This is a genomic window from Peteryoungia desertarenae (assembly GCF_005860795.2).
In the GTDB taxonomy this organism is placed as follows: domain Bacteria; phylum Pseudomonadota; class Alphaproteobacteria; order Rhizobiales; family Rhizobiaceae; genus Allorhizobium; species Allorhizobium desertarenae.
The window spans coordinates 2,301,159-2,318,095 of the sequence record NZ_CP058350.1 but is presented as its reverse complement, the minus strand read 5'-3'; the positions used below and the strand labels follow the sequence as shown (position 1 = coordinate 2,318,095).

19 protein-coding genes and 1 tRNA gene are annotated in these 16,937 nt (G+C 58.0%); 3 read left to right on the top strand and 17 right to left on the bottom strand.

The annotated features are described in order from the left end of the window. The first annotated feature begins 4 nt into the window (after positions 1–4). Positions 5–304, top strand: a complete 300-nt coding sequence (locus FE840_RS11245; protein ID WP_138289091.1) for a hypothetical protein — start codon at positions 5–7, stop codon at positions 302–304. 49 nt (positions 305–353) lie between these two features. Here the strand turns inward: FE840_RS11245 and FE840_RS11240 are convergent, their stop codons facing one another. From FE840_RS11240 to FE840_RS11200, 9 genes are all read right to left on the bottom strand, one after another. After that, on the bottom strand, positions 354–1,364 hold the full coding sequence (locus tag FE840_RS11240) for an extracellular catalytic domain type 1 short-chain-length polyhydroxyalkanoate depolymerase (RefSeq protein WP_138289090.1): 1,011 nt from the start codon (positions 1,362–1,364) through the stop codon (positions 354–356). Between the two features lie 149 nt (positions 1,365–1,513). Then, a tRNA-Pro gene (locus FE840_RS11235) sits at positions 1,514–1,590 on the bottom strand. 85 nt (positions 1,591–1,675) lie between these two features. Then, positions 1,676–2,053 carry a hypothetical protein gene (locus FE840_RS11230; protein WP_138289089.1) on the bottom strand — a complete coding sequence of 126 codons (378 nt, stop codon included), beginning with the start codon at positions 2,051–2,053 and terminating at the stop codon, positions 1,676–1,678. A gap of 85 nt (positions 2,054–2,138) precedes the next feature. Further along, positions 2,139–2,672: a MerR family transcriptional regulator gene (locus FE840_RS11225; protein WP_138289128.1), complete on the bottom strand. Its 534-nt coding sequence runs from the start codon at positions 2,670–2,672 to the stop codon at positions 2,139–2,141. A gap of 130 nt (positions 2,673–2,802) precedes the next feature. Next, a complete protein-coding gene (locus tag FE840_RS11220; protein ID WP_138289088.1) occupies positions 2,803–3,141 on the bottom strand; it encodes an integration host factor subunit alpha in 339 nt (112 codons plus the stop codon). Positions 3,142–3,244: 103 nt separating this feature from the next. Further along, complete coding sequence (locus FE840_RS11215; RefSeq protein WP_138289087.1) at positions 3,245–4,216, bottom strand: beta-ketoacyl-ACP synthase III; 972 nt, start codon at positions 4,214–4,216, stop codon at positions 3,245–3,247. A 20-nt stretch (positions 4,217–4,236) separates the two neighbouring features. Then, positions 4,237–5,283 carry a phosphate acyltransferase PlsX gene (gene plsX / locus FE840_RS11210; RefSeq protein WP_138289086.1) on the bottom strand — a complete coding sequence of 349 codons (1,047 nt, stop codon included), beginning with the start codon at positions 5,281–5,283 and terminating at the stop codon, positions 4,237–4,239. A 100-nt stretch (positions 5,284–5,383) separates the two neighbouring features. Beyond that, positions 5,384–5,938, bottom strand: coding sequence for a YceD family protein (locus tag FE840_RS11205; protein WP_138289085.1), 555 nt, complete (start codon positions 5,936–5,938; stop codon positions 5,384–5,386). 7 nt (positions 5,939–5,945) lie between these two features. Further along, entirely contained in the window at positions 5,946–6,488 is a 543-nt protein-coding gene (locus FE840_RS11200) for a ubiquinol-cytochrome C chaperone family protein (RefSeq protein WP_138289084.1), read from the bottom strand. A 255-nt stretch (positions 6,489–6,743) separates the two neighbouring features. Between FE840_RS11200 and FE840_RS11195 the strand changes: the two genes are divergently transcribed. Continuing rightward, positions 6,744–7,241, top strand: coding sequence for an outer membrane protein assembly factor BamE (locus tag FE840_RS11195; RefSeq protein WP_138289083.1), 498 nt, complete (start codon positions 6,744–6,746; stop codon positions 7,239–7,241). Between the two features lie 84 nt (positions 7,242–7,325). Here FE840_RS11195 and FE840_RS11190 read toward each other — a convergent pair whose 3' ends face one another. From FE840_RS11190 to ribH, 4 genes are all read right to left on the bottom strand, one after another. After that, positions 7,326–9,464 (bottom strand): sodium-translocating pyrophosphatase, encoded by a 2,139-nt coding sequence (locus FE840_RS11190; protein ID WP_138289082.1) that lies wholly within the window; start codon positions 9,462–9,464, stop codon positions 7,326–7,328. A 152-nt stretch (positions 9,465–9,616) separates the two neighbouring features. Next, positions 9,617–10,846 (bottom strand): MFS transporter, encoded by a 1,230-nt coding sequence (locus FE840_RS11185; protein ID WP_138289081.1) that lies wholly within the window; start codon positions 10,844–10,846, stop codon positions 9,617–9,619. Between the two features lie 18 nt (positions 10,847–10,864). Beyond that, positions 10,865–11,344, bottom strand: a complete 480-nt coding sequence (gene nusB, locus FE840_RS11180; protein ID WP_138289080.1) for a transcription antitermination factor NusB — start codon at positions 11,342–11,344, stop codon at positions 10,865–10,867. A gap of 3 nt (positions 11,345–11,347) precedes the next feature. Continuing rightward, positions 11,348–11,806 (bottom strand): 6,7-dimethyl-8-ribityllumazine synthase, encoded by a 459-nt coding sequence (ribH, locus tag FE840_RS11175; protein WP_138289079.1) that lies wholly within the window; start codon positions 11,804–11,806, stop codon positions 11,348–11,350. A gap of 324 nt (positions 11,807–12,130) precedes the next feature. Between ribH and FE840_RS11170 the strand changes: the two genes are divergently transcribed. Continuing rightward, the gene (locus FE840_RS11170; RefSeq protein ID WP_138289078.1) at positions 12,131–12,421 is read left to right on the top strand and encodes a hypothetical protein; all 291 of its coding nucleotides are present in this window, start codon (positions 12,131–12,133) and stop codon (positions 12,419–12,421) included. On the opposite strand, the gene ribD is transcribed toward FE840_RS11170, so the two are convergent. The 4 genes from ribD to FE840_RS11150 form a co-directional block, all read right to left on the bottom strand. After that, positions 12,404–13,483: a bifunctional diaminohydroxyphosphoribosylaminopyrimidine deaminase/5-amino-6-(5-phosphoribosylamino)uracil reductase RibD gene (ribD, locus tag FE840_RS11165; protein WP_246318757.1), complete on the bottom strand. Its 1,080-nt coding sequence runs from the start codon at positions 13,481–13,483 to the stop codon at positions 12,404–12,406. The two genes, FE840_RS11170 and ribD, sit on opposite strands and share 18 nt — an antisense overlap. A gap of 3 nt (positions 13,484–13,486) precedes the next feature. Further along, positions 13,487–13,963 carry a transcriptional regulator NrdR gene (gene nrdR / locus FE840_RS11160; protein ID WP_138289077.1) on the bottom strand — a complete coding sequence of 159 codons (477 nt, stop codon included), beginning with the start codon at positions 13,961–13,963 and terminating at the stop codon, positions 13,487–13,489. A gap of 10 nt (positions 13,964–13,973) precedes the next feature. Beyond that, entirely contained in the window at positions 13,974–15,263 is a 1,290-nt protein-coding gene (gene glyA / locus FE840_RS11155) for a serine hydroxymethyltransferase (RefSeq protein WP_138289076.1), read from the bottom strand. Between the two features lie 185 nt (positions 15,264–15,448). Beyond that, on the bottom strand, positions 15,449–16,774 hold the full coding sequence (locus tag FE840_RS11150; RefSeq protein ID WP_138289075.1) for a L,D-transpeptidase family protein: 1,326 nt from the start codon (positions 16,772–16,774) through the stop codon (positions 15,449–15,451). Positions 16,775–16,937: the final 163 nt, after the last annotated feature.

Here is a 16,937-nt window from a genome sequence, read left to right as displayed (position 1 = left end):
TGCCATGACCATCAGCGCTGCCCAGCTTCGCGCGGCCCGCGCCCTGCTCAACCTGACAGTCGACGAACTATCAAAACGCAGTGGCCTGTCAGCCTTCACGATTCTTCAGATTGAAGCAGAGAACGAAAGACCGGACATTTCATCCGACATGGGACTGCTCAAGACGCGATACGAGGTGATGGGCCTGCGATTCCTGGCGGATGGTGACGGGGAGGATGCTGGCGCAGGCTTACGTTTTGCGCAAAGAGCCGACCACACTCCCGGTATCCGGCCCGAGAAGCTAAACTCGACAAATGATGGCTGACGGGAGCGCGCAAGTTCTCGTTTCCGCTTGCAGATCCGTCCTCATGTTTTCATGGAGAGACGAAACTGCGCACGAACTCATTTGGCGCGCTCAGTGCTGCCTCCAACATGTAAGGCTGCTGCTGGCTCGGTGGACGGCGCGCGGGCTTGATCGGTAAACCATGGTCGAGGCTATCCAGTAGCCGGAATTCGACACGGGGTTTCGCGGTCCCATCGTCCCAATGGTGGACGAGGCCGCCCCGATCTCGCGACATACGTCCCCCCGCTTCCTGCAGTTGGTGAAGGTGGAGCCATTGTTGCAGGCTCGCCCTTGCATTTTGCGGCGTGACAATCCTGTCAGCCGCACCATGCCAGATAGAGACCGAAGGCCAGTTTATGGTGTTCGGCGAGACGCGCCTTGCGAGATCCGCCAGGTCTTCGGCGGACTGACGTGGCCCCGATTTCATCACTGACAAGGCTGTGACGGCGTCTCTAGCGACACCATAGGGCAAACCAGCGACGAGTTGGCCGGCTGCAAACATTTCGGGATAGGTGACAAGCAGGGCGGCAGCCATGGCCGCCCCGGCTGAGAGGCCATGAACATAGACACGCGATTGATCAACCTCGTGCCGATCACCCGCATGTTCGATCATTTGCCGGATTGACATCAGTTCTCCGCGGTCACGCGCCACGGCGCTCGGGCGAAACCAGTTGAAACAGAGATTGTTGTTGTTCTCGCGCCTTTGCTCGGGGAACAATAGTATGATTCCGTTCTCGTTTGCGAGCTTGGTCCAGCCACTGCCCTTGGCATAACCCTCCGCATTCTGCAGACAACCATGAATGACGACAACAAGGGGACTATCTTTGCCCGCGCTCGCCGGAACATATTCCAGCATCCGCAATCGACCCGGATTGGTACCGAAACCGCTGATTTCACTCAGACGTGCCCTCCCCGCCCGCGGCTTTGCTGCCCGCGCCGTAATCGCCTCTGTCGGGCTGGCAACCGCTTTGGCAATACGCCTACGCCACCGCGCCTGTTCGCGCATCAGGCCGGACAATGAATAAGGGAGCTTAAAGCGCATTACATGTCCATCTGCGTTCGGTGGCGTTCAGCACTCCACATAATGCTGCATTGCAACATTCCAAGGACATAACATCATTGTGTCGCGGTAGTGACGAACCGACCGAAAACACACAGTTTTCAGAAAACACTGGGATATCAAGGATTAAATGGTCGGGGTGGCCGGATTTGAACCGACGACCCCTTGACCCCCAGTCAAGTGCGCTACCGGGCTGCGCTACACCCCGACCTGCCAAACGGCTCGTCTCCTTTAGACAGTCAGTCGAATGGGCGCAAGGGGAAAACCTTGCCAAGACGAAAATTTCGCCGATGTCACTGTGCACGGCTCATGAGCTCGCGAATCTCGGTGAATCGTCGGCGATCTTCTGGATCGTTGGAATCTGCCGCATAGCAGACAGAATCCATGCAATAGCGCAGGAGCCGGAAGGGAGCTTCGGCATCTTCGAACTGGCATTCGATCTGATCATCGATTTCAGCCGCTTCAGCATCCATCTGCTCCGAATAGGTCAATCGCGCGCCAGGCGGCTCAAGCGTGGGGAAAGACTGGACGATCCCAACCTTGATATCCTCGACCATCAACATCGAGCGCGCGACGAAGATACAGGCATCATCCACATTGGTCAGCTGGACCTTCTCCTGAGCAATCGCAGGGGTGGCCGCCAGGAAAATCAATGGAAATAGGCGTTTCATGGTCTCTCCTGAAAGAACAGAACGACCAACGCCCGAAATAACAGCGTTGTTCCGGTTTTGCACGATCAGCAGTCATGAAAAGCAATCAGCGCACCTGATCGAGCAGACGCTTGCACTCCAGAAGATCAAACAGGGCTTCCTGCAACAGCGCGCGGTCTTCCTTACCGAGGCTGCCCTTTGCTGGTGTCAGATCCGAAAGGTCATCGCTGGAGCTTCCGAAGCCGAAAAAGCGACCGGCTGCCCTGACTTTCGGCCGGCCAACGACCTGATCGTCTTCTCCGTGACTGAGCTTTGGCTCATCATCTTTCGCAGTATTTGCCGCAACGAGGGCTTCCATGGTCGCCACGTCACCATTGGCAATCGCCATGACGAATTTGTTGCCATTGGTTTTCAGAAGTTTCTGCACACCCTTGATGGTGTAGCCCTGATCATATAGCAGGTGGCGAATGCCCTTCAGCAACTCGATGTCGTCGGGACGATAATAGCGACGCCCGCCTCCCCGCTTCAGCGGCTTGATTTGCGGAAAACGCGTTTCCCAGAAGCGCAGGACGTGTTGTGGCAGATCCAGATCATCTGCCACTTCACTGATCGTGCGAAACGCATCAGGGCTCTTGTCCAGTTGCATGTCACCGCTCCTCGCCTCAAGTCGGGCAGGCTCGCCGCGACTCGTTGCTATATTTCAACGATTTGGAGGAGCAGTTTCAAGCGTCACGTGCCCCGGAATGGGACACGCCAACAGATTTCGCCGATCAGGCAGCCGGGTTTACTGGCTTCTGCTTGGCCCGGCGCGCGATATGAGCCCGCAAGATGCGCTGCTTCAGCACATTCGATGCCTTGAATGTCATGACACGTCGCGGGGAAATCGGAACTTCTTCGCCGGTTTTCGGATTGCGACCAATACGTTCATTTTTCGAGCGGACCTGAAAGGTCGCGAAAGACGAAAGCTTCACAGTCTCGCCGCGCACGATTGCATTGCAGATTTCGTCGATGACCGTTTCGACCAATTCTGCCGATTCGGTTCGCGACAGACCAACCTTCCGGAAGACTGATTCTGCTAAATCCGCGCGCGTCACTGTTTTTCCGGCCATCGCTTTGTCCGCCTAAATCGATGATCTTGTTGAATTCGCTCAACACTATTGTCGTTACATGCGGTGGTCAAGCGCTTGTATTGCCCAGTTAGCAAGTATTCCTTTACCAGCGCAAAAGAACAGAGCCCCAGGTGAAGCCACCGCCCATGGCTTCCAGCATCACGAGGTCACCCTTCTTGATGCGCCCATCACCCGCTGCAGTAGCAAGGGCCAAAGGTATTGAAGCCGCCGACGTGTTGCCGTGCTTGTCGACGGTAATGACCACCTTTTCCTCGGCGATACCCAGCTTCTTGGCTGAACCATCAATGATGCGCTTGTTGGCCTGATGGGGCACCAGCCAGTCAATGTCGTCGGCCGTCGTTCCAGTTGCCTCGAATGCGGCTTCGATCACGTCGGTGATCATGCCGACCGCATGCTTGAACACCTCACGGCCTTCCATGCGCAGGTGACCAACCGTTCCCGTCGTTGACGGCCCGCCATCGACGTAGAGCTTCTCGCGATGTGCGCCATCGGAGCGCAAGTGGCAGGTCAGGATGCCCCGATCCGAGGTTTTGCCCTCGCCTTCCGACGCTTCCAGGACGATCGCGCCTGCACCATCGCCGAACAGCACACAGGTCGTCCGGTCGTTCCAGTCGAGGATGCGGGAAAAGGTTTCCGAACCGATGACCAGAACACGCTTGGCCATACCGCCCCTGATGTAGAGGTCCGCTGTCGAGATCGCATAGATGAAACCGGAGCAGACGGCCTGCACGTCGAAGCCGAAGCCATGATGCATACCGATCCTGTTCTGGATATTCACAGCCGTCGCCGGAAAGGTATTGTCAGGTGTGGACGTGGCACAAATGACAACATCGATGTCCGCCGCAGTCAGTCCCGCATTGGCAAGGGCTGCTTCTGCCGCAGCCGCGCCGAGAGACGCTGTCGTCTCACTTTCCCCTGCGATATAGCGCTGCTTGATCCCGGTTCGCTGGACGATCCACTCGTCGGAAGTCTGGACCATGCCCTCGAGCTCGATATTCGGTACGACGCGTTTGGGCAGAGCGGCGCCAAAGCCACGGACGACGGAGCGGATCATCAGCAATACCACCTACTCAATTAAGCTGCTTCGGGACCGGCGGAAGACGGGCGCCGCGCATGATACTTCTTCAAATCATTTTCAATTTTCTGCGTGAGTCCGTTGCGCGCCATGTCGTAACCGACATCGATAGCGGCTGCAAATCCTTCAGCATCGGTGCCACCGTGGCTCTTGATGACAATGCCATTGAGACCAAGGAACACACCGCCATTGACCTTGCGCGGGTCCATTTTTTCTCGCAGCCGGTCGAATGCGCCCTTGGCGAGGATATAGCCAAGCTTCGCCAGAAGTGTGCGAGACATGGCCGCCTTCAGATATTCCGCGATTTGACGCGCGGTCCCCTCGGCGGTCTTGAGCGCAATATTCCCGGTGAAACCCTCGGTCACGACGACATCGACTGTTCCCTTGCCGAGGTCGTCGCCCTCGACAAAACCGTAGTAGTCGATGGTGTCGAGCCCGGCCTCGCGGATCAACCGCCCGGCTTCCTTCACCTCTTCCTGGCCCTTGATTTCCTCAACGCCGACATTCAGGAGACCAACCAAGGGGCGCTCGACCTCGAACAGGGCACGAGCCATCGCCCCGCCCATCAGGGCAAAATCGAGAAGCTGCTGGGCATCCGCTCCTATGGTGGCGCCGACATCAAGCACGATGCTCTCGCCCGACAGGGTCGGCCAGATTGCGGCTATCGCCGGTCGCTCAATCGTTGCCATCGTCCTTAAGCAGAATTTCGACATCGCCATCAGCGCGCCGGTGTTGCCGGCCGAGACAACGACATCGGCCTGCCCTGTCTTCACGGCTTCGATCGAGCGCCACATGCTGGAAATGTAGCGGCCACGCCTTAGCGCCTGGCTCGGCTTCTCATCCATGCCAACCGCCACCTCGCAGTGGTGGAAAGTGGACTTTTCCTTCAGCTTAGAAAACTTTTCGAGGATCGGCATGCACCGCTCCTGCTGCCCGAAGAGCAGAAACGTCACGTCCGGATGACGCTCAAGAGCCTTTGCAGCACCGGGAATGACGACTTCGGGACCAAAGTCGCCACCCATGACGTCGAGAGAAATTCTGATCACCGAAACCCGATCCTTCTTTTTCGCTGCTGAGCGAAATTTTGGCCAAAATACCTCTTTTCGGCCCGCACACAACCCTCATGCAGGCGCAGATGGGGGCAGATCAGTCCTTTTTCCAGTCCTTCAACACAGCAAATGGTGATGGACGGCGATCGTCACTTTCGGTGGATTCAATGTGGGGTTTGAATTCGGCACCCGGCTTTCTGGGATAAGGATCGATTGCAAGTGCGGCGAATTCCGCAACCAGTTCGCCTGCATCAATCGTGTCACCGACAAAGGTTTCCGGCAAATCCGGACCATCGGGATCGAGCACCATTTCGCCCATCTCGTCAGTGACGATTCGTGCCAGCTTGGACCCCTCGGGGACGTAAATCTGGTCGATATCCTGCTCGATGGACGTGACAACCGGCTCCAGGGTCACCACGCAGGCCTGCACGATCTCACCGGACACATGGCCTTTTATGCGTACACCATCCTTTTTCCAGCGCGCGATGTGCAAATCAGCCGCGAGCGCATTCACAGTCTCGACTTTCCACTGCAAGGCAAGCGCCTGACGCTCGCGGTCATCGGCCTCGACGTGAACCTGGACCGGATTGGCCGAGATGTGCCCCACCTTAACACCGTAGGAAAACGCCGCTTTTTCTGCTCGTGGTTCCATGACCATTTCAAACTCCCTTTGGAACCGCGATTGTAGCCGTACCGGTTGAAATCAGCTCCTCGTCAAGAGATGAAAGAGCCTGCTCGGCCTCAAACATCCAGTCGGCGAGCTGCTCCATCGAAGGTGCTGCATCACCCGCTTCGGGATGGAGATTGCGCCGCAGGGCCGCCACCAGCTTTTCCCGATCCGATGCGTCAAGGGATGCAGCGTAAGATTCCAGCCGACCGTAGAACATTCCGGCAAGTTTCTTCATACGCTTCGGAACGCTCGGATCGCCCACGCCCAGTTCGCGGATCGAGTGATCGACATCCTCAAAGAAGGCATCAATGATTTCCTGTGCGAGCTCCTGCCCGCTTGTCGGAGACTTGGCGGTGCGTCGAAAGAAGAGGATCAGAATGATCGTCAACATTTCGAACCGTCCCATCACCGTGTCGGGAACGCCCATGTCGGCATAGAAAGCCGGCGTTCGCGCCGCAGATGTGAGAATGGCCCACTGTCGTTCGACGATCTTTCGATTCTGGTTCTTCTGTCGAAAAAATCCGAATACCATTCAATTCCACCAAAAAGAGCTGCCTGAACCTCAAGCCCACTCGCGGTCATGTTGCATGATTGCGCAAGCTGGTTTACCGAAGCAGATATGAATTGCAATGCTGTTCTACCGACCCATCGCGGCTTCGGAGAACACCAAAACGGCCAATGCGGATCACTTTCCCGCCAGTGAGCATGGGATTTCCCCGGAATGGCCATAATGGTATGAGCAGAAGCGTTCGGGCATCCGCCGGTGCCATCGACAGTCATGGGAGACGTGTGCGTGAAGATTGGGTTTTTCAAGTCTGACAGGAAAATGTTGAGCACGACTGCGCTGGCACTTGCGCTGGCGGTTGGCGGGCTTTCCAGTTGCCAGACCTCCGAAGTCTTCCACAATGGCTATGTGGTCGACGAAGCAGCACTCGCGCTCGTTCCGGTTGGTTCCAGCCGTGAGCAGGTGCTCCTTTCTCTCGGTACACCTTCGACCACCGCCACTTTTGACGGCGAAGTCTTCTACTATATTTCCCAGAAGCGGGTCCGCCCGGTTGCCTTCATGAAACAGCAGCTTGTGGAGCAGCAGATCCTGGCGATCTACTTCGACAAGGACGGCGTGGTTTCGCAGCGTGCGAACTACACGATGCAGGATGGCAAGGTCTTCGACACGATTTCGCGCACCACGCCGACCGGCGGCAAGGATCTCACCTTCCTGCAGCAGCTTCTCGCCGGTGGTGGCGGAGCGGCAAACAGCGTTCGCAACATCCTGGGAAGCTACTGAAGTCTTTTTACGTCGTCTCTTTCCAGTCAGGAAAAAGCCGCGGAGTTCATGTCCGCGGCTTTCTTTTTGTCTAGCGCACAATGCTCAGCCAGCGAGGATCGCAAGCAGCAGCAGTGCCATGATGTTGGTGATCTTGATCGCCGGATTGACGGCTGGTCCTGCCGTATCCTTATAGGGATCGCCGACCGTATCGCCTGTCACGGAGGCCTTGTGGGCGTCCGAGCCCTTCATGTGACGTGTGCCGTCCTTATCGACAAAGCCATCCTCGAAGCTCTTCTTGGCATTGTCCCAGGCACCGCCACCGGAGGTCATTGAAATGGCGACGAAGAGGCCGTTGACGATGACCCCGAGAAGAGAAGCGCCCAGAGCAGCAAAGGCTGACTCTTTCGACCCGGAGACGAGCAGAACACCGAAATAGACGATCAGCGGCGCAAGAACCGGCAGCAGCGACGGGATGATCATTTCCTTAATCGCAGCGCGGGTCAGGATATCGACGGCTCGACCGTAATCGGGCTTTTCCGTTCCCGCCATGATGCCCGGCTTATCGCGGAACTGCCGGCGTACCTCTTCAACGATCGAGCCGGCGGCACGACCGACGGAGGTCATGGCAATCCCGCCGAAGAGGTAGGGAATGAGGCCACCAAAAATCAATCCAGCGACGACATAGGGGTTCGACAGGCTAAAGGAGATGTCCCCCATTCCGGCGAAATAAGCGTATTTGTCGCTGTTGTTGACGAAGTACTGCAGGTCGTAGGAATAGGCGGCAAAAAGCACCAATGCGCCCAGACCGGCCGAGCCGATCGCATAACCCTTGGTGACGGCCTTCGTCGTGTTGCCGACGGCATCAAGGGCGTCGGTCGACTTGCGCACTTCCGGTGGAAGACCGGACATTTCGGCAATACCACCGGCATTGTCGGTCACCGGACCGAAAGCGTCGAGCGCCACGATCATGCCCGCGAGGCCAAGCATCGTGGTGACGGCGATTGCAGTGCCAAAGAGCCCGGCGAGCTGGAAGGTCGAGATAATGCCGCCGACAATCACGATGGCCGGAAGCGCGGTTGATTCCAGCGAGACAGCCAGCCCCTGGATGACATTGGTGCCATGCCCCGTCACCGATGCCTGGGCGATGGAGTTGACCGGGCGCTTGTTGGTTCCTGTGTAGTATTCCGTGATGATCACAATCAACGCCGTCACGACGAGACCGAGAATACCGCATATGAAGAGGTTGAGACCTGTCACTTCCTGGCCGTCAACCGATCCGACAGCGCCCCAACCGATCGTCAAAGACGTTGCCACTGCAAGGCCCGCGACCGATAGAAGGCCGGTCACAATGAGGCCCTTGTAAAGCGCGCCCATGATCGAGCCGTTTGTCCCGAGCTTGACGAAGAATGTACCAAGGATCGAGGTGATGATGCAGGCCGCGCAGATTGCGAGCGGATAGATCATGGTGATTTCGAGCATGGCCGTGCCGGCAAAGAAGATCGCAGCCAGCACCATGGTCGCAACGACCGAAACGGCATAGGTCTCGAAGAGGTCGGCTGCCATGCCCGCGCAGTCACCAACGTTGTCGCCGACGTTATCGGCAATCGTTGCAGGATTGCGCGGATCATCTTCCGGAATTCCGGCCTCGACCTTGCCGACGAGGTCACCGCCGACGTCAGCACCTTTGGTAAAGATACCACCGCCGAGACGGGCAAAGATCGAAATCAGCGACGCACCAAAACCGAGTGCCACGAGAGCGTCAATCACCGCCCGCGAGCCGCTTTCGAAGCCGAGGACAGAGGTCAGGATCAGGAAGTAAAGCGAAACGCCGAGCAGTGCCAGACCGGCAACGAGCATGCCGGTAATGGCACCGGACTTGAAGGCGATGTCGAGGCCAGCGGCGAGGCTGTGCGATGCAGCCTGGGCGGTGCGAACATTGGCGCGGACCGAGACATGCATGCCGATGAAACCCGCGACCCCTGACAAAACGGCCCCGATCAGGAAACCGATGGCTGCCGTTGCCGACAGAAGCACCCATGTCGCGAGAAAGACCACCGCTCCCACCATGGCAATCGTCACATACTGACGGGTGAGATAGGCCTGAGCTCCCTCCCGGATATAGCCTGCAATTTCCTGCATCCGTGCATTGCCCTGATCCGCCGCAAGGACGGAGCGCGTTGCCCAACCCGCATAGACAACTGAGAGCAGACCGCACAAGATTACGCCTAAAAGCACTGTCATTCGCAATACCCTCCCGTATTGCCCGCGCCTCACTCAACGCGGGCCGTGACGCGCAGACTCAAGCCCCCTCCTCCGAGACCGGTCAACGTGCGGGGAGATTGCGTCGTGCATTCCTTAACGTCAAGTGTGCTTGTGAATGGAACAATTTGGCGTCAGGCGGCGGCCTTTGCAGCACTGGCCCGCATCTGCAACAGCACCAGAATGAGGCAGAGGATCGTGACCGGCCAGATGACGAGGTTCATGAAGGACCAACCGAAAGCGGTGAAGATCTTGCCGGACGAGAAGGACGACAGCGCAACCGTCGTGAAGAGCACGATATCGTGGAAGCCTTGCACCTTGTCGGCTTCTTCGGGACGATAGCTCGACGCGACGATGGCTGTCGCCCCGATAAATCCGAAATTCCAGCCGACACCCAACAGGATCAGGGCAGCCCAGAAGTTCCACAATTCGACGCCCATATGGGCAATCACCGCGCAGGCCATCAGGATGATGAGCCCGGCAGCGACAACCTTTTCCGCACCAAAGCGGGACACAAGCATGCCGGTGAAGAAGCTTGGTGCGAACATGGCAATCACGTGCCATTGGATACCGAGTGTAGCGAGATCCGAGGAGAAGCCGCAGCCGACCACCATGGCGAGGGGCGCGCCGGTCATCATGAAGGTCATGAGGGCATAGGAGCCGATCCCGCAAAGCATCCCGGTCATGAAGCGCTGCGTCATGATGATTTCGCGCAGCGGACGAGTTGCCACCGGGGTGCTTCCCTTGGGTCGCCGGGTTTCGGGCAGCTTGAGGAAAAAGAGCGCAACCAGCGCGGACAGCATCAGCGGTACGAGCCCGATGAAGGCGCCAGCGAAGGTGATCGGGGCGAGCGCATCTTTGAGAAAAATGGCAAGCTGCGGTCCCAAAATGGCTGACACAATGCCGGCACCCAGGATCCAGGAAATCGCCTTGCCTTTGTAGAAGCTTGGAGAGGCATCGGCGGCGGCGAAGCGAATCTTCTGCGTAAATCCACCGGCCACCCCGATCAAAAGCAGCGAAAAGGCAAAGAGCCAAAAATCGGAACGGATGAGGGCAATAGCGGCAAGACCACTGCCCGTCGCACCGGTCAGCGCACCGAGCATGAAGCTTTCGCGCCGACCGAGCATGCGAGATGCGATGGCGACTGCAACAGCGCCAAGGGCAATGCCAATGTTGAAGCCGGTCAGCGGCGCGGTCGACAGAGACTTGTCGGCACCCAGCATCTGGAAGCCGGCAAGTCCACCGAGAGCGAATGCAACGGGGGGAGCCGAACCCAGAATCGCCTGGGCCGTCGCCAACAGATAGACGTTTCGCTTGGCTGTCGCCAGTTGTCCGTCAAGTCCCTGGGCAGCCGCTACGTCCATGTCCTGTCTTCCTTCGGGTTATTTCTGCGCGGGGGCGCGAACCTGCTTTGCAATGCGATCAAGTACGGCATTGACGAGCTTCGGCTCGTCTTCCGAAAAGAAGGCCTGAGCGATCTCGACATATTCCGTTACGATGACAGGAACCGGAACGTCCTTGCGCTCGATCAATTCGAAGGTGCCTGCGCGAAGGATGGCGCGCACGGTGCTGTCCATGCGCGAGAGGGACCAGTCGTCCTGGAGAGCCTGACGGATCATCGGGTCGATTGCGGTCTGATCGCGGACCACGCCGGAGACGATGGACCGGAACCAGGAGGCGTCAGCCTTCAGATAGGTATCGCCATCGAGTTCCTGTCCGAGTCGGTGCGCCTCGTATTCGGCGACAACCTCCAGAACGCCGGCGCCGCCGACATCCATCTGGTAAAGTGCCTGCACAGCTGCCAGTCGCGCCGCGCCCCGCTGGTTTGCCGGCTTCACCGGATGCTTGCCTTCGTCGGTCATCGCTCAGCCACCCAGCTTCTTCTTCAGTTCGATCATCGTCAGGGCGGCCTTTGCAGCAAATCCACCTTTATCCTTGTCGGAGCGTCGTGCCCGCGCCCAAGCCTGTTCTTCGTTTTCGACGGTCATGATGCCGTTGCCGATGGCAAGAGATTCAGAGACTGCGAGATCCATGAGTGCGCGCGAGGATTCATTGGCGACGATGTCGAAATGATAGGTCTCGCCGCGAATAACCATGCCCAGAGCGACGAAACCATCATAGACAGTCCCTTCATCGTCAGCAGCATCCAGTGCCATGGCGATGGCCGGTGGTATCTCAAGCGCGCCCATGACCGTCACGACGTCATAGGTGGCCCCGGCTTCCTCCAGAGCAACGCGTGCACCTTCAAGCAAAGCGTCTGCCATATCATCATAGAAGCGTGCTTCGACGATTAGCAGATGCGGCGCATCTTTCTTTTTTCCCATGTCATCGATCCCGAAAAGCATTGAATACGGCCCCTGGCCGAACAGAAACGCGGTCAAACCACGGCCTTTGCCGGAAGGCAAGTGTTTTTCAGTCAGATCACCGACGCATGGTTGGTGTCCGGGCGAAGGCGCCTGTTCTCAGCGAGCGGCGATGATGTTTGAAAACTCGCTGCAACAAGCAGAAGGATGGCGGCACCGATGACGAATGATCAATAATAATCATGGACTTAAATCCAGGTTCGCTGCTCCCATCCCCCCATATGAGTTGCGCAAGCGAGCGAAGGAATGAACCGCCATCGCATGTTCAGCGCAAGGATGAAGACAATGCATCGCTTTGCATCCTTCCTCAGCGCATCCGCGCTTGTCGTAATTGCATTCGGTGCCGACGGCACAGCAGCACTCGCCGAACGCGCCGCCTCTCTGGATTGGAACAAATATGCGTCGCTGCGCTTTTCAGAACGCGGCCCGGGCCTTCGGGTCCGAGCTGTCTTGAACAACGAGGAGACGCAGCATGTTCCGTGGCATTTTGCTTTGGCTTATCGGTATTCCGATCCCACTCATCATTCTGTTCTTGCTATTTTGGGGCTGACGCCCCACTCAGCCGATGAAGGGTAACTCATAGATGTCCAGGCGGTCTCTATCGAGTGTTTCAGACCGCAGATGAACGAAATCATGAGGCACCGTCCGAGCCGTAAAAGGTGCCGGGATGCCACTGCTGCCGATTTCGCCGGGTCCGGTGTAAAGATGGATCGCATCGACGAGCTTTGCCGCAAGGAAGGACGAAACGACCCTCGCCCCACCCTCGACCATCAGTGTTGACACACCACGTTCAGCCAGAATCTTCAGAAGCTGTGAAAGGTTATCCGTTTCCAGAATTTCAACACCCATGCTTTCAAGCAGGCTTCCATTACCCGTGGCACCCGCTTGCGAGACGGCAATGACCGGAACCTCCCGCGCAGTCCGTGCGAGCTTCGACGTGAGTGGCAGTTCCAACCTTCGGTCCAGCACAATCCTGATCGGAGAGCGATCCTCTAACCCCGGCAAGCGGACCGTCAGTTCCGGGTCGTCGGCAATTGCAGTTCCGACACCAACCAAAATTGCGTCTGACGCAGCCCGCAGACGATGAACGGCCTCACGCGCCGAGCTGCCCGTGATCGCAATCTGTCCGCGCCCGGCGAGCCCGATCATCCTGTCCTTAGAAACTGCCATCTTTACAGTAACATGCGGCCGATTCTTCGTCTGACGCGTGAGGTATCCGGCAAGCGCACGCCGGGCCTCCGCATGACAGACGCCGATCGTCACTTCGATGCCGGCATCGGCCAGGATCTTCAGCCCTCGCCCCGAAACGCGCTCGTCCGGATCGGCTACGGCAATGACCACACGCGCAAGGCCCGCCGCAACAATCGTGTTCGCGCAGGGAGGTGTACGGCCATAATGCGAGCAGGGCTCAAGGGTGACATAGGCGGTTGCACCCCTCGCCAGTTCTCCAGCCTCGGCAATGGCCTGAGGTTCGGCATGAGGACGCCCGCCAAGGGCAGTGACTCCACGTCCGACCACGACCCCGTCACGGACGATCACGCAGCCGACGGATGGGTTGGTCGAGGTAAGACCAAGATGGGTAAGAGAAAGGGCGATAGCCTCCCGCATGAACCCTTCGTCTTCGACCGAGACGGACACGGATCACTCTGCAACGCTGTCGCGGGAGATTTTGGCATTGATCTCGGCGATCACCTGCTCGAAATCCTCGGCGTGGGAGAAGTCCCGATAGACCGACGCGTAGCGGACAAAGCCCACGTCATCAAGGCTCTTTAAAGCTTCCAGCACCTGCAAGCCGATTGCCTCGGACGAGATTTCCGTTTCGCCGGAGCTTTCAAGCCGGCGAACAATTCCTGAAACAGCGCGCTCGATGCGGTCGCGGTCGACCGGTCGTTTGCGCAGTGCGATTTCGAAGGAGCGAACAAGCTTGTCGCGGTCGAAAGGTACCTTTCGACCGGTCTTCTTCAGCACCATCAACTCGCGCAACTGCACCCGCTCGAATGTCGTGAAGCGACCGCCGCAATCGGGACAAATACGTCGCCGGCGGATGGACGTATTGTCCTCCGCCGGACGCGAGTCCTTCACCTGGGTTTCATCAGAACCACAGAACGGGCAGCGCATTTTTCCAGCCTTACATGTAAGGATACATCGGGAAACGATCGGTGAGCGCAACGACCTTGTCGCGCACGGCCGCTTCGACTGCCGTATTGCCTTCATCCGAATTCGCGACCTTCAGGCCATCCAGAACTTCGACGATCAGATCGCCGATTTCCTTGAATTCAGCCTCCTTGAAGCCGCGCGTCGTGCCGGCCGGTGTGCCAAGACGAATGCCGGAAGTGACGAAAGGCTTTTCCGGGTCAAACGGAATACCGTTCTTGTTGCAGGTGATGTAGGCGCGGCCAAGTGCTGCCTCCGCACGCTTGCCGGTCGCGTTCTTCTTGCGGAGATCAACCAGCATCAGATGGTTGTCTGTGCCGCCGGACACGATGTCGAGATTGTGGCTGATCAGCGTGTCAGCGAGCGTCTTGGCGTTCTTGACCACCTGGGCGGCGTAGTCCTTGAACTCCGGCTTCAGTGCTTCACCGAAGGCAACGGCCTTGGCGGCGATGACATGCATCAACGGACCACCCTGGAGGCCCGGGAAGACAGCAGAATTGAACTTCTTCGCCAGATCCTCGTCATTGGTGAGGATCATCCCGCCGCGCGGACCACGCAGCGACTTGTGGGTCGTGGAGGTCGCGACATGGCAATGCGGGAACGGCGACGGATGCTGGCCACCGGCGACAAGACCGGCGATATGGGCCATGTCGACCATGAGGTATGCGCCGACTTCGTCAGCGATCTCGCGGAAGCGTTTCCAGTCCCAGATGCGGGAGTAAGCGGTGCCGCCGGCGATGATCAGCTTCGGCTTGTGGGTGCGCGCCTTTTCGGCAACGTCGTCCATGTCGAGCTGGTGATCGTCTTCACGCACGCCGTAGGAGACGACGTTGAACCACTTGCCGGACATGTTGACCGGCGAACCGTGGGTCAGGTGACCGCCCGAGTTCAGGTCGAGGCCCATGAAGGTGTCGCCCGGCTGCAGGAGCGCGAGGAAGACCGCCTGGTTCATCTGCGAACCGGAGTTCGGCTGGACATTGGCGAAGTTGACGCCAAAGAGCTTCTTGGCTCGCTCGATGGCGAGTTCTTCCGCAATGTCGACGAACTGGCAGCCGCCATAGTAGCGCTTGCCCGGATAGCCCTCGGCATATTTGTTCGTCATGATCGAGCCCTGTGCTTCGAGCACGGCGCGCGAGACAATGTTTTCAGAAGCGATCAACTCGATCTCGTGACGCTGGCGACCAAGCTCCTTCTCGATTGCTCCGAAAATCTCCGGATCGGCTTCGGCCAGAGGGCGGGAAAAGAAGGCATCGTTGTTCGACATGATCGCAGGCTCCTCAAAAGAGTTTGATGCTGTGGGGTCTTAACGTTCTGCAGACACGAGAGCAATACGGAGAACGACATTTCCGGATCAATTGACGCGGGCGGATCGTCGCAAGATCCGATGAATGCCGAAATGCAAACCGCGCCCGGAAGGGGCGCGGCGCAAGGTCTTCAGTTGAACAGGACTTATTGTGGCAGGAGATCTTCTTCAAGCGAACCGACAATGGGTTCAACTCCGATATTCGTCTGAAGCGCAAGCTGCGCATCGCCGTCCTTTTGGTAGATATCGTCACGGAACTGGACGATGTTGTCACGAGCCGACCAGGCTGTGATGTAGGTGAAGTAAACGGGCACTTCCTCGGCAAGCTTGACCGGATTGTTCACACGGGAAGCAATTACCCGCTCGATCTCCTGACGGCTCCAGCCCGGCGTTTCCTTCAACAGCCAGGTCACAAGGTCGCGCACGTTCTGCACGCGCACGCAACCGGAGGATTCGAAACGCATCAGCTTGTTGAACAGTCCCTGCTGCGGGGTGTCATGCATGTAGACGGCATGCTCGTTGTGGAAGTCGATCTTCGTCGACGACATGGCGTTGATCTTGCCCGGATCCTGGCGGAACATCAGATTTGGCGCCTTTTCGGCGTTCCAATCAACGGTCTCGGGAGCGACCTCGTTGCCGTTACCATCAAACAGACGGATCGCATTTCGTGTCAGATAAGTCGGATCCTTACGCATCAAAGGCATGATATCCTTCTGGATGATCGAGCGCGGAGCCGTCCAGTAAGGATTCAGGATGACCTGATAGATCTTTGAATTGAGAACCGGCGACTGCCTGTCGATGCGTCCGACCACCGCGGTATTGCGCAGCACGACGCGATTGTTCTCAACGGCTTCGATATAGGCGGCAGGAATATTGACGACGACATAACGACGTCCGAGATCGCCTGACATGGACTGCAGCCGAACGAGGTTCGTGTTCAACTGATTGAGACGGACGTCTGCCGATACATTCAGAGCCTTCACGGTGAATTCGCCCAGTACACCGTCCTCAGGCAGGCCATGACGCGCCTGGAAGCGCTTGATCGCGCCTTCGACATAGGAGTCAAAAGCCGTCGACATCCCTGCCTCGCGGCCGAGATCGCCCGAGATCATCAGACGTTGGCGCAAGGCCGGGATCACGGGGTCGTTCGCACCGATGCGAAGCGCTGCAGCGGGCTGAACCATCGGCCAGCCACCATTGGCAACGATCATCTGATACTGGGCGATCGCCTGCTGCATGTTGAAAAGGTTGTTGGCGTCCAGCATCGGCGTGTTGGACAAGACTGCGGATGCAACACGCGACACCTGTGCATCGAACTGGTCGTCCCAATTGCCGCGACGAGGAGCCGAAATGATCTCATCCAGTGCCGTCTGGGCAGCCGCCTGCCCCGCAATCGCTGCCGCACCAACGCTGGCTGCACCCATCAGGAGTGCCCGCCGCGAGATTCCAACAATGCCAGTCGTGTTAGACATGTAACCTACCGATCGTTTCATACCGCATTCAACGCATACCGCGCTATGGTTAACAAAGCGACGCCTCATACGGAACGTGGACCAAACCCGCCCCTGCGCACGCTTTGCGCTCGTGTCACCATGGTGTGGCGGTGTCATAGCAATATGGCCGATTCGTGTCGTG

Excerpts from the sequence above, each read along its gene's own strand:
- nrdR (WP_138289077.1), bottom strand. The coding sequence starts at position 13,963 with ATGCGCTGCCCGTTCTGTGGTTCTGATGAAACCCAGGTGAAGGACTCG.
- ribH (WP_138289079.1), bottom strand. The coding sequence starts at position 11,806 with ATGGGAAAAAAGAAAGATGCGCCGCATCTGCTAATCGTCGAAGCACGC.
- FE840_RS11190 (WP_138289082.1), bottom strand. The coding sequence starts at position 9,464 with ATGACAGTGCTTTTAGGCGTAATCTTGTGCGGTCTGCTCTCAGTTGTC.
- FE840_RS11220 (WP_138289088.1), bottom strand. The coding sequence starts at position 3,141 with ATGGCCGGAAAAACAGTGACGCGCGCGGATTTAGCAGAATCAGTCTTC.
- FE840_RS11205 (WP_138289085.1), bottom strand. The coding sequence starts at position 5,938 with ATGGAACCACGAGCAGAAAAAGCGGCGTTTTCCTACGGTGTTAAGGTG.
- nusB (WP_138289080.1), bottom strand. The coding sequence starts at position 11,344 with ATGACCGACGAAGGCAAGCATCCGGTGAAGCCGGCAAACCAGCGGGGC.
- FE840_RS11230 (WP_138289089.1), bottom strand. The coding sequence starts at position 2,053 with ATGAAACGCCTATTTCCATTGATTTTCCTGGCGGCCACCCCTGCGATT.
- FE840_RS11185 (WP_138289081.1), bottom strand. The coding sequence starts at position 10,846 with ATGGACGTAGCGGCTGCCCAGGGACTTGACGGACAACTGGCGACAGCC.
- FE840_RS11150 (WP_138289075.1), bottom strand. The coding sequence starts at position 16,774 with ATGTCTAACACGACTGGCATTGTTGGAATCTCGCGGCGGGCACTCCTG.
- FE840_RS11240 (WP_138289090.1), bottom strand. The coding sequence starts at position 1,364 with ATGCGCTTTAAGCTCCCTTATTCATTGTCCGGCCTGATGCGCGAACAG.
- glyA (WP_138289076.1), bottom strand. The coding sequence starts at position 15,263 with ATGTCGAACAACGATGCCTTCTTTTCCCGCCCTCTGGCCGAAGCCGAT.
- FE840_RS11170 (WP_138289078.1), top strand. The coding sequence starts at position 12,131 with ATGCATCGCTTTGCATCCTTCCTCAGCGCATCCGCGCTTGTCGTAATT.
- FE840_RS11215 (WP_138289087.1), bottom strand. The coding sequence starts at position 4,216 with ATGATCCGCTCCGTCGTCCGTGGCTTTGGCGCCGCTCTGCCCAAACGC.
- FE840_RS11200 (WP_138289084.1), bottom strand. The coding sequence starts at position 6,488 with ATGGTATTCGGATTTTTTCGACAGAAGAACCAGAATCGAAAGATCGTC.
- FE840_RS11245 (WP_138289091.1), top strand. The coding sequence starts at position 5 with ATGACCATCAGCGCTGCCCAGCTTCGCGCGGCCCGCGCCCTGCTCAAC.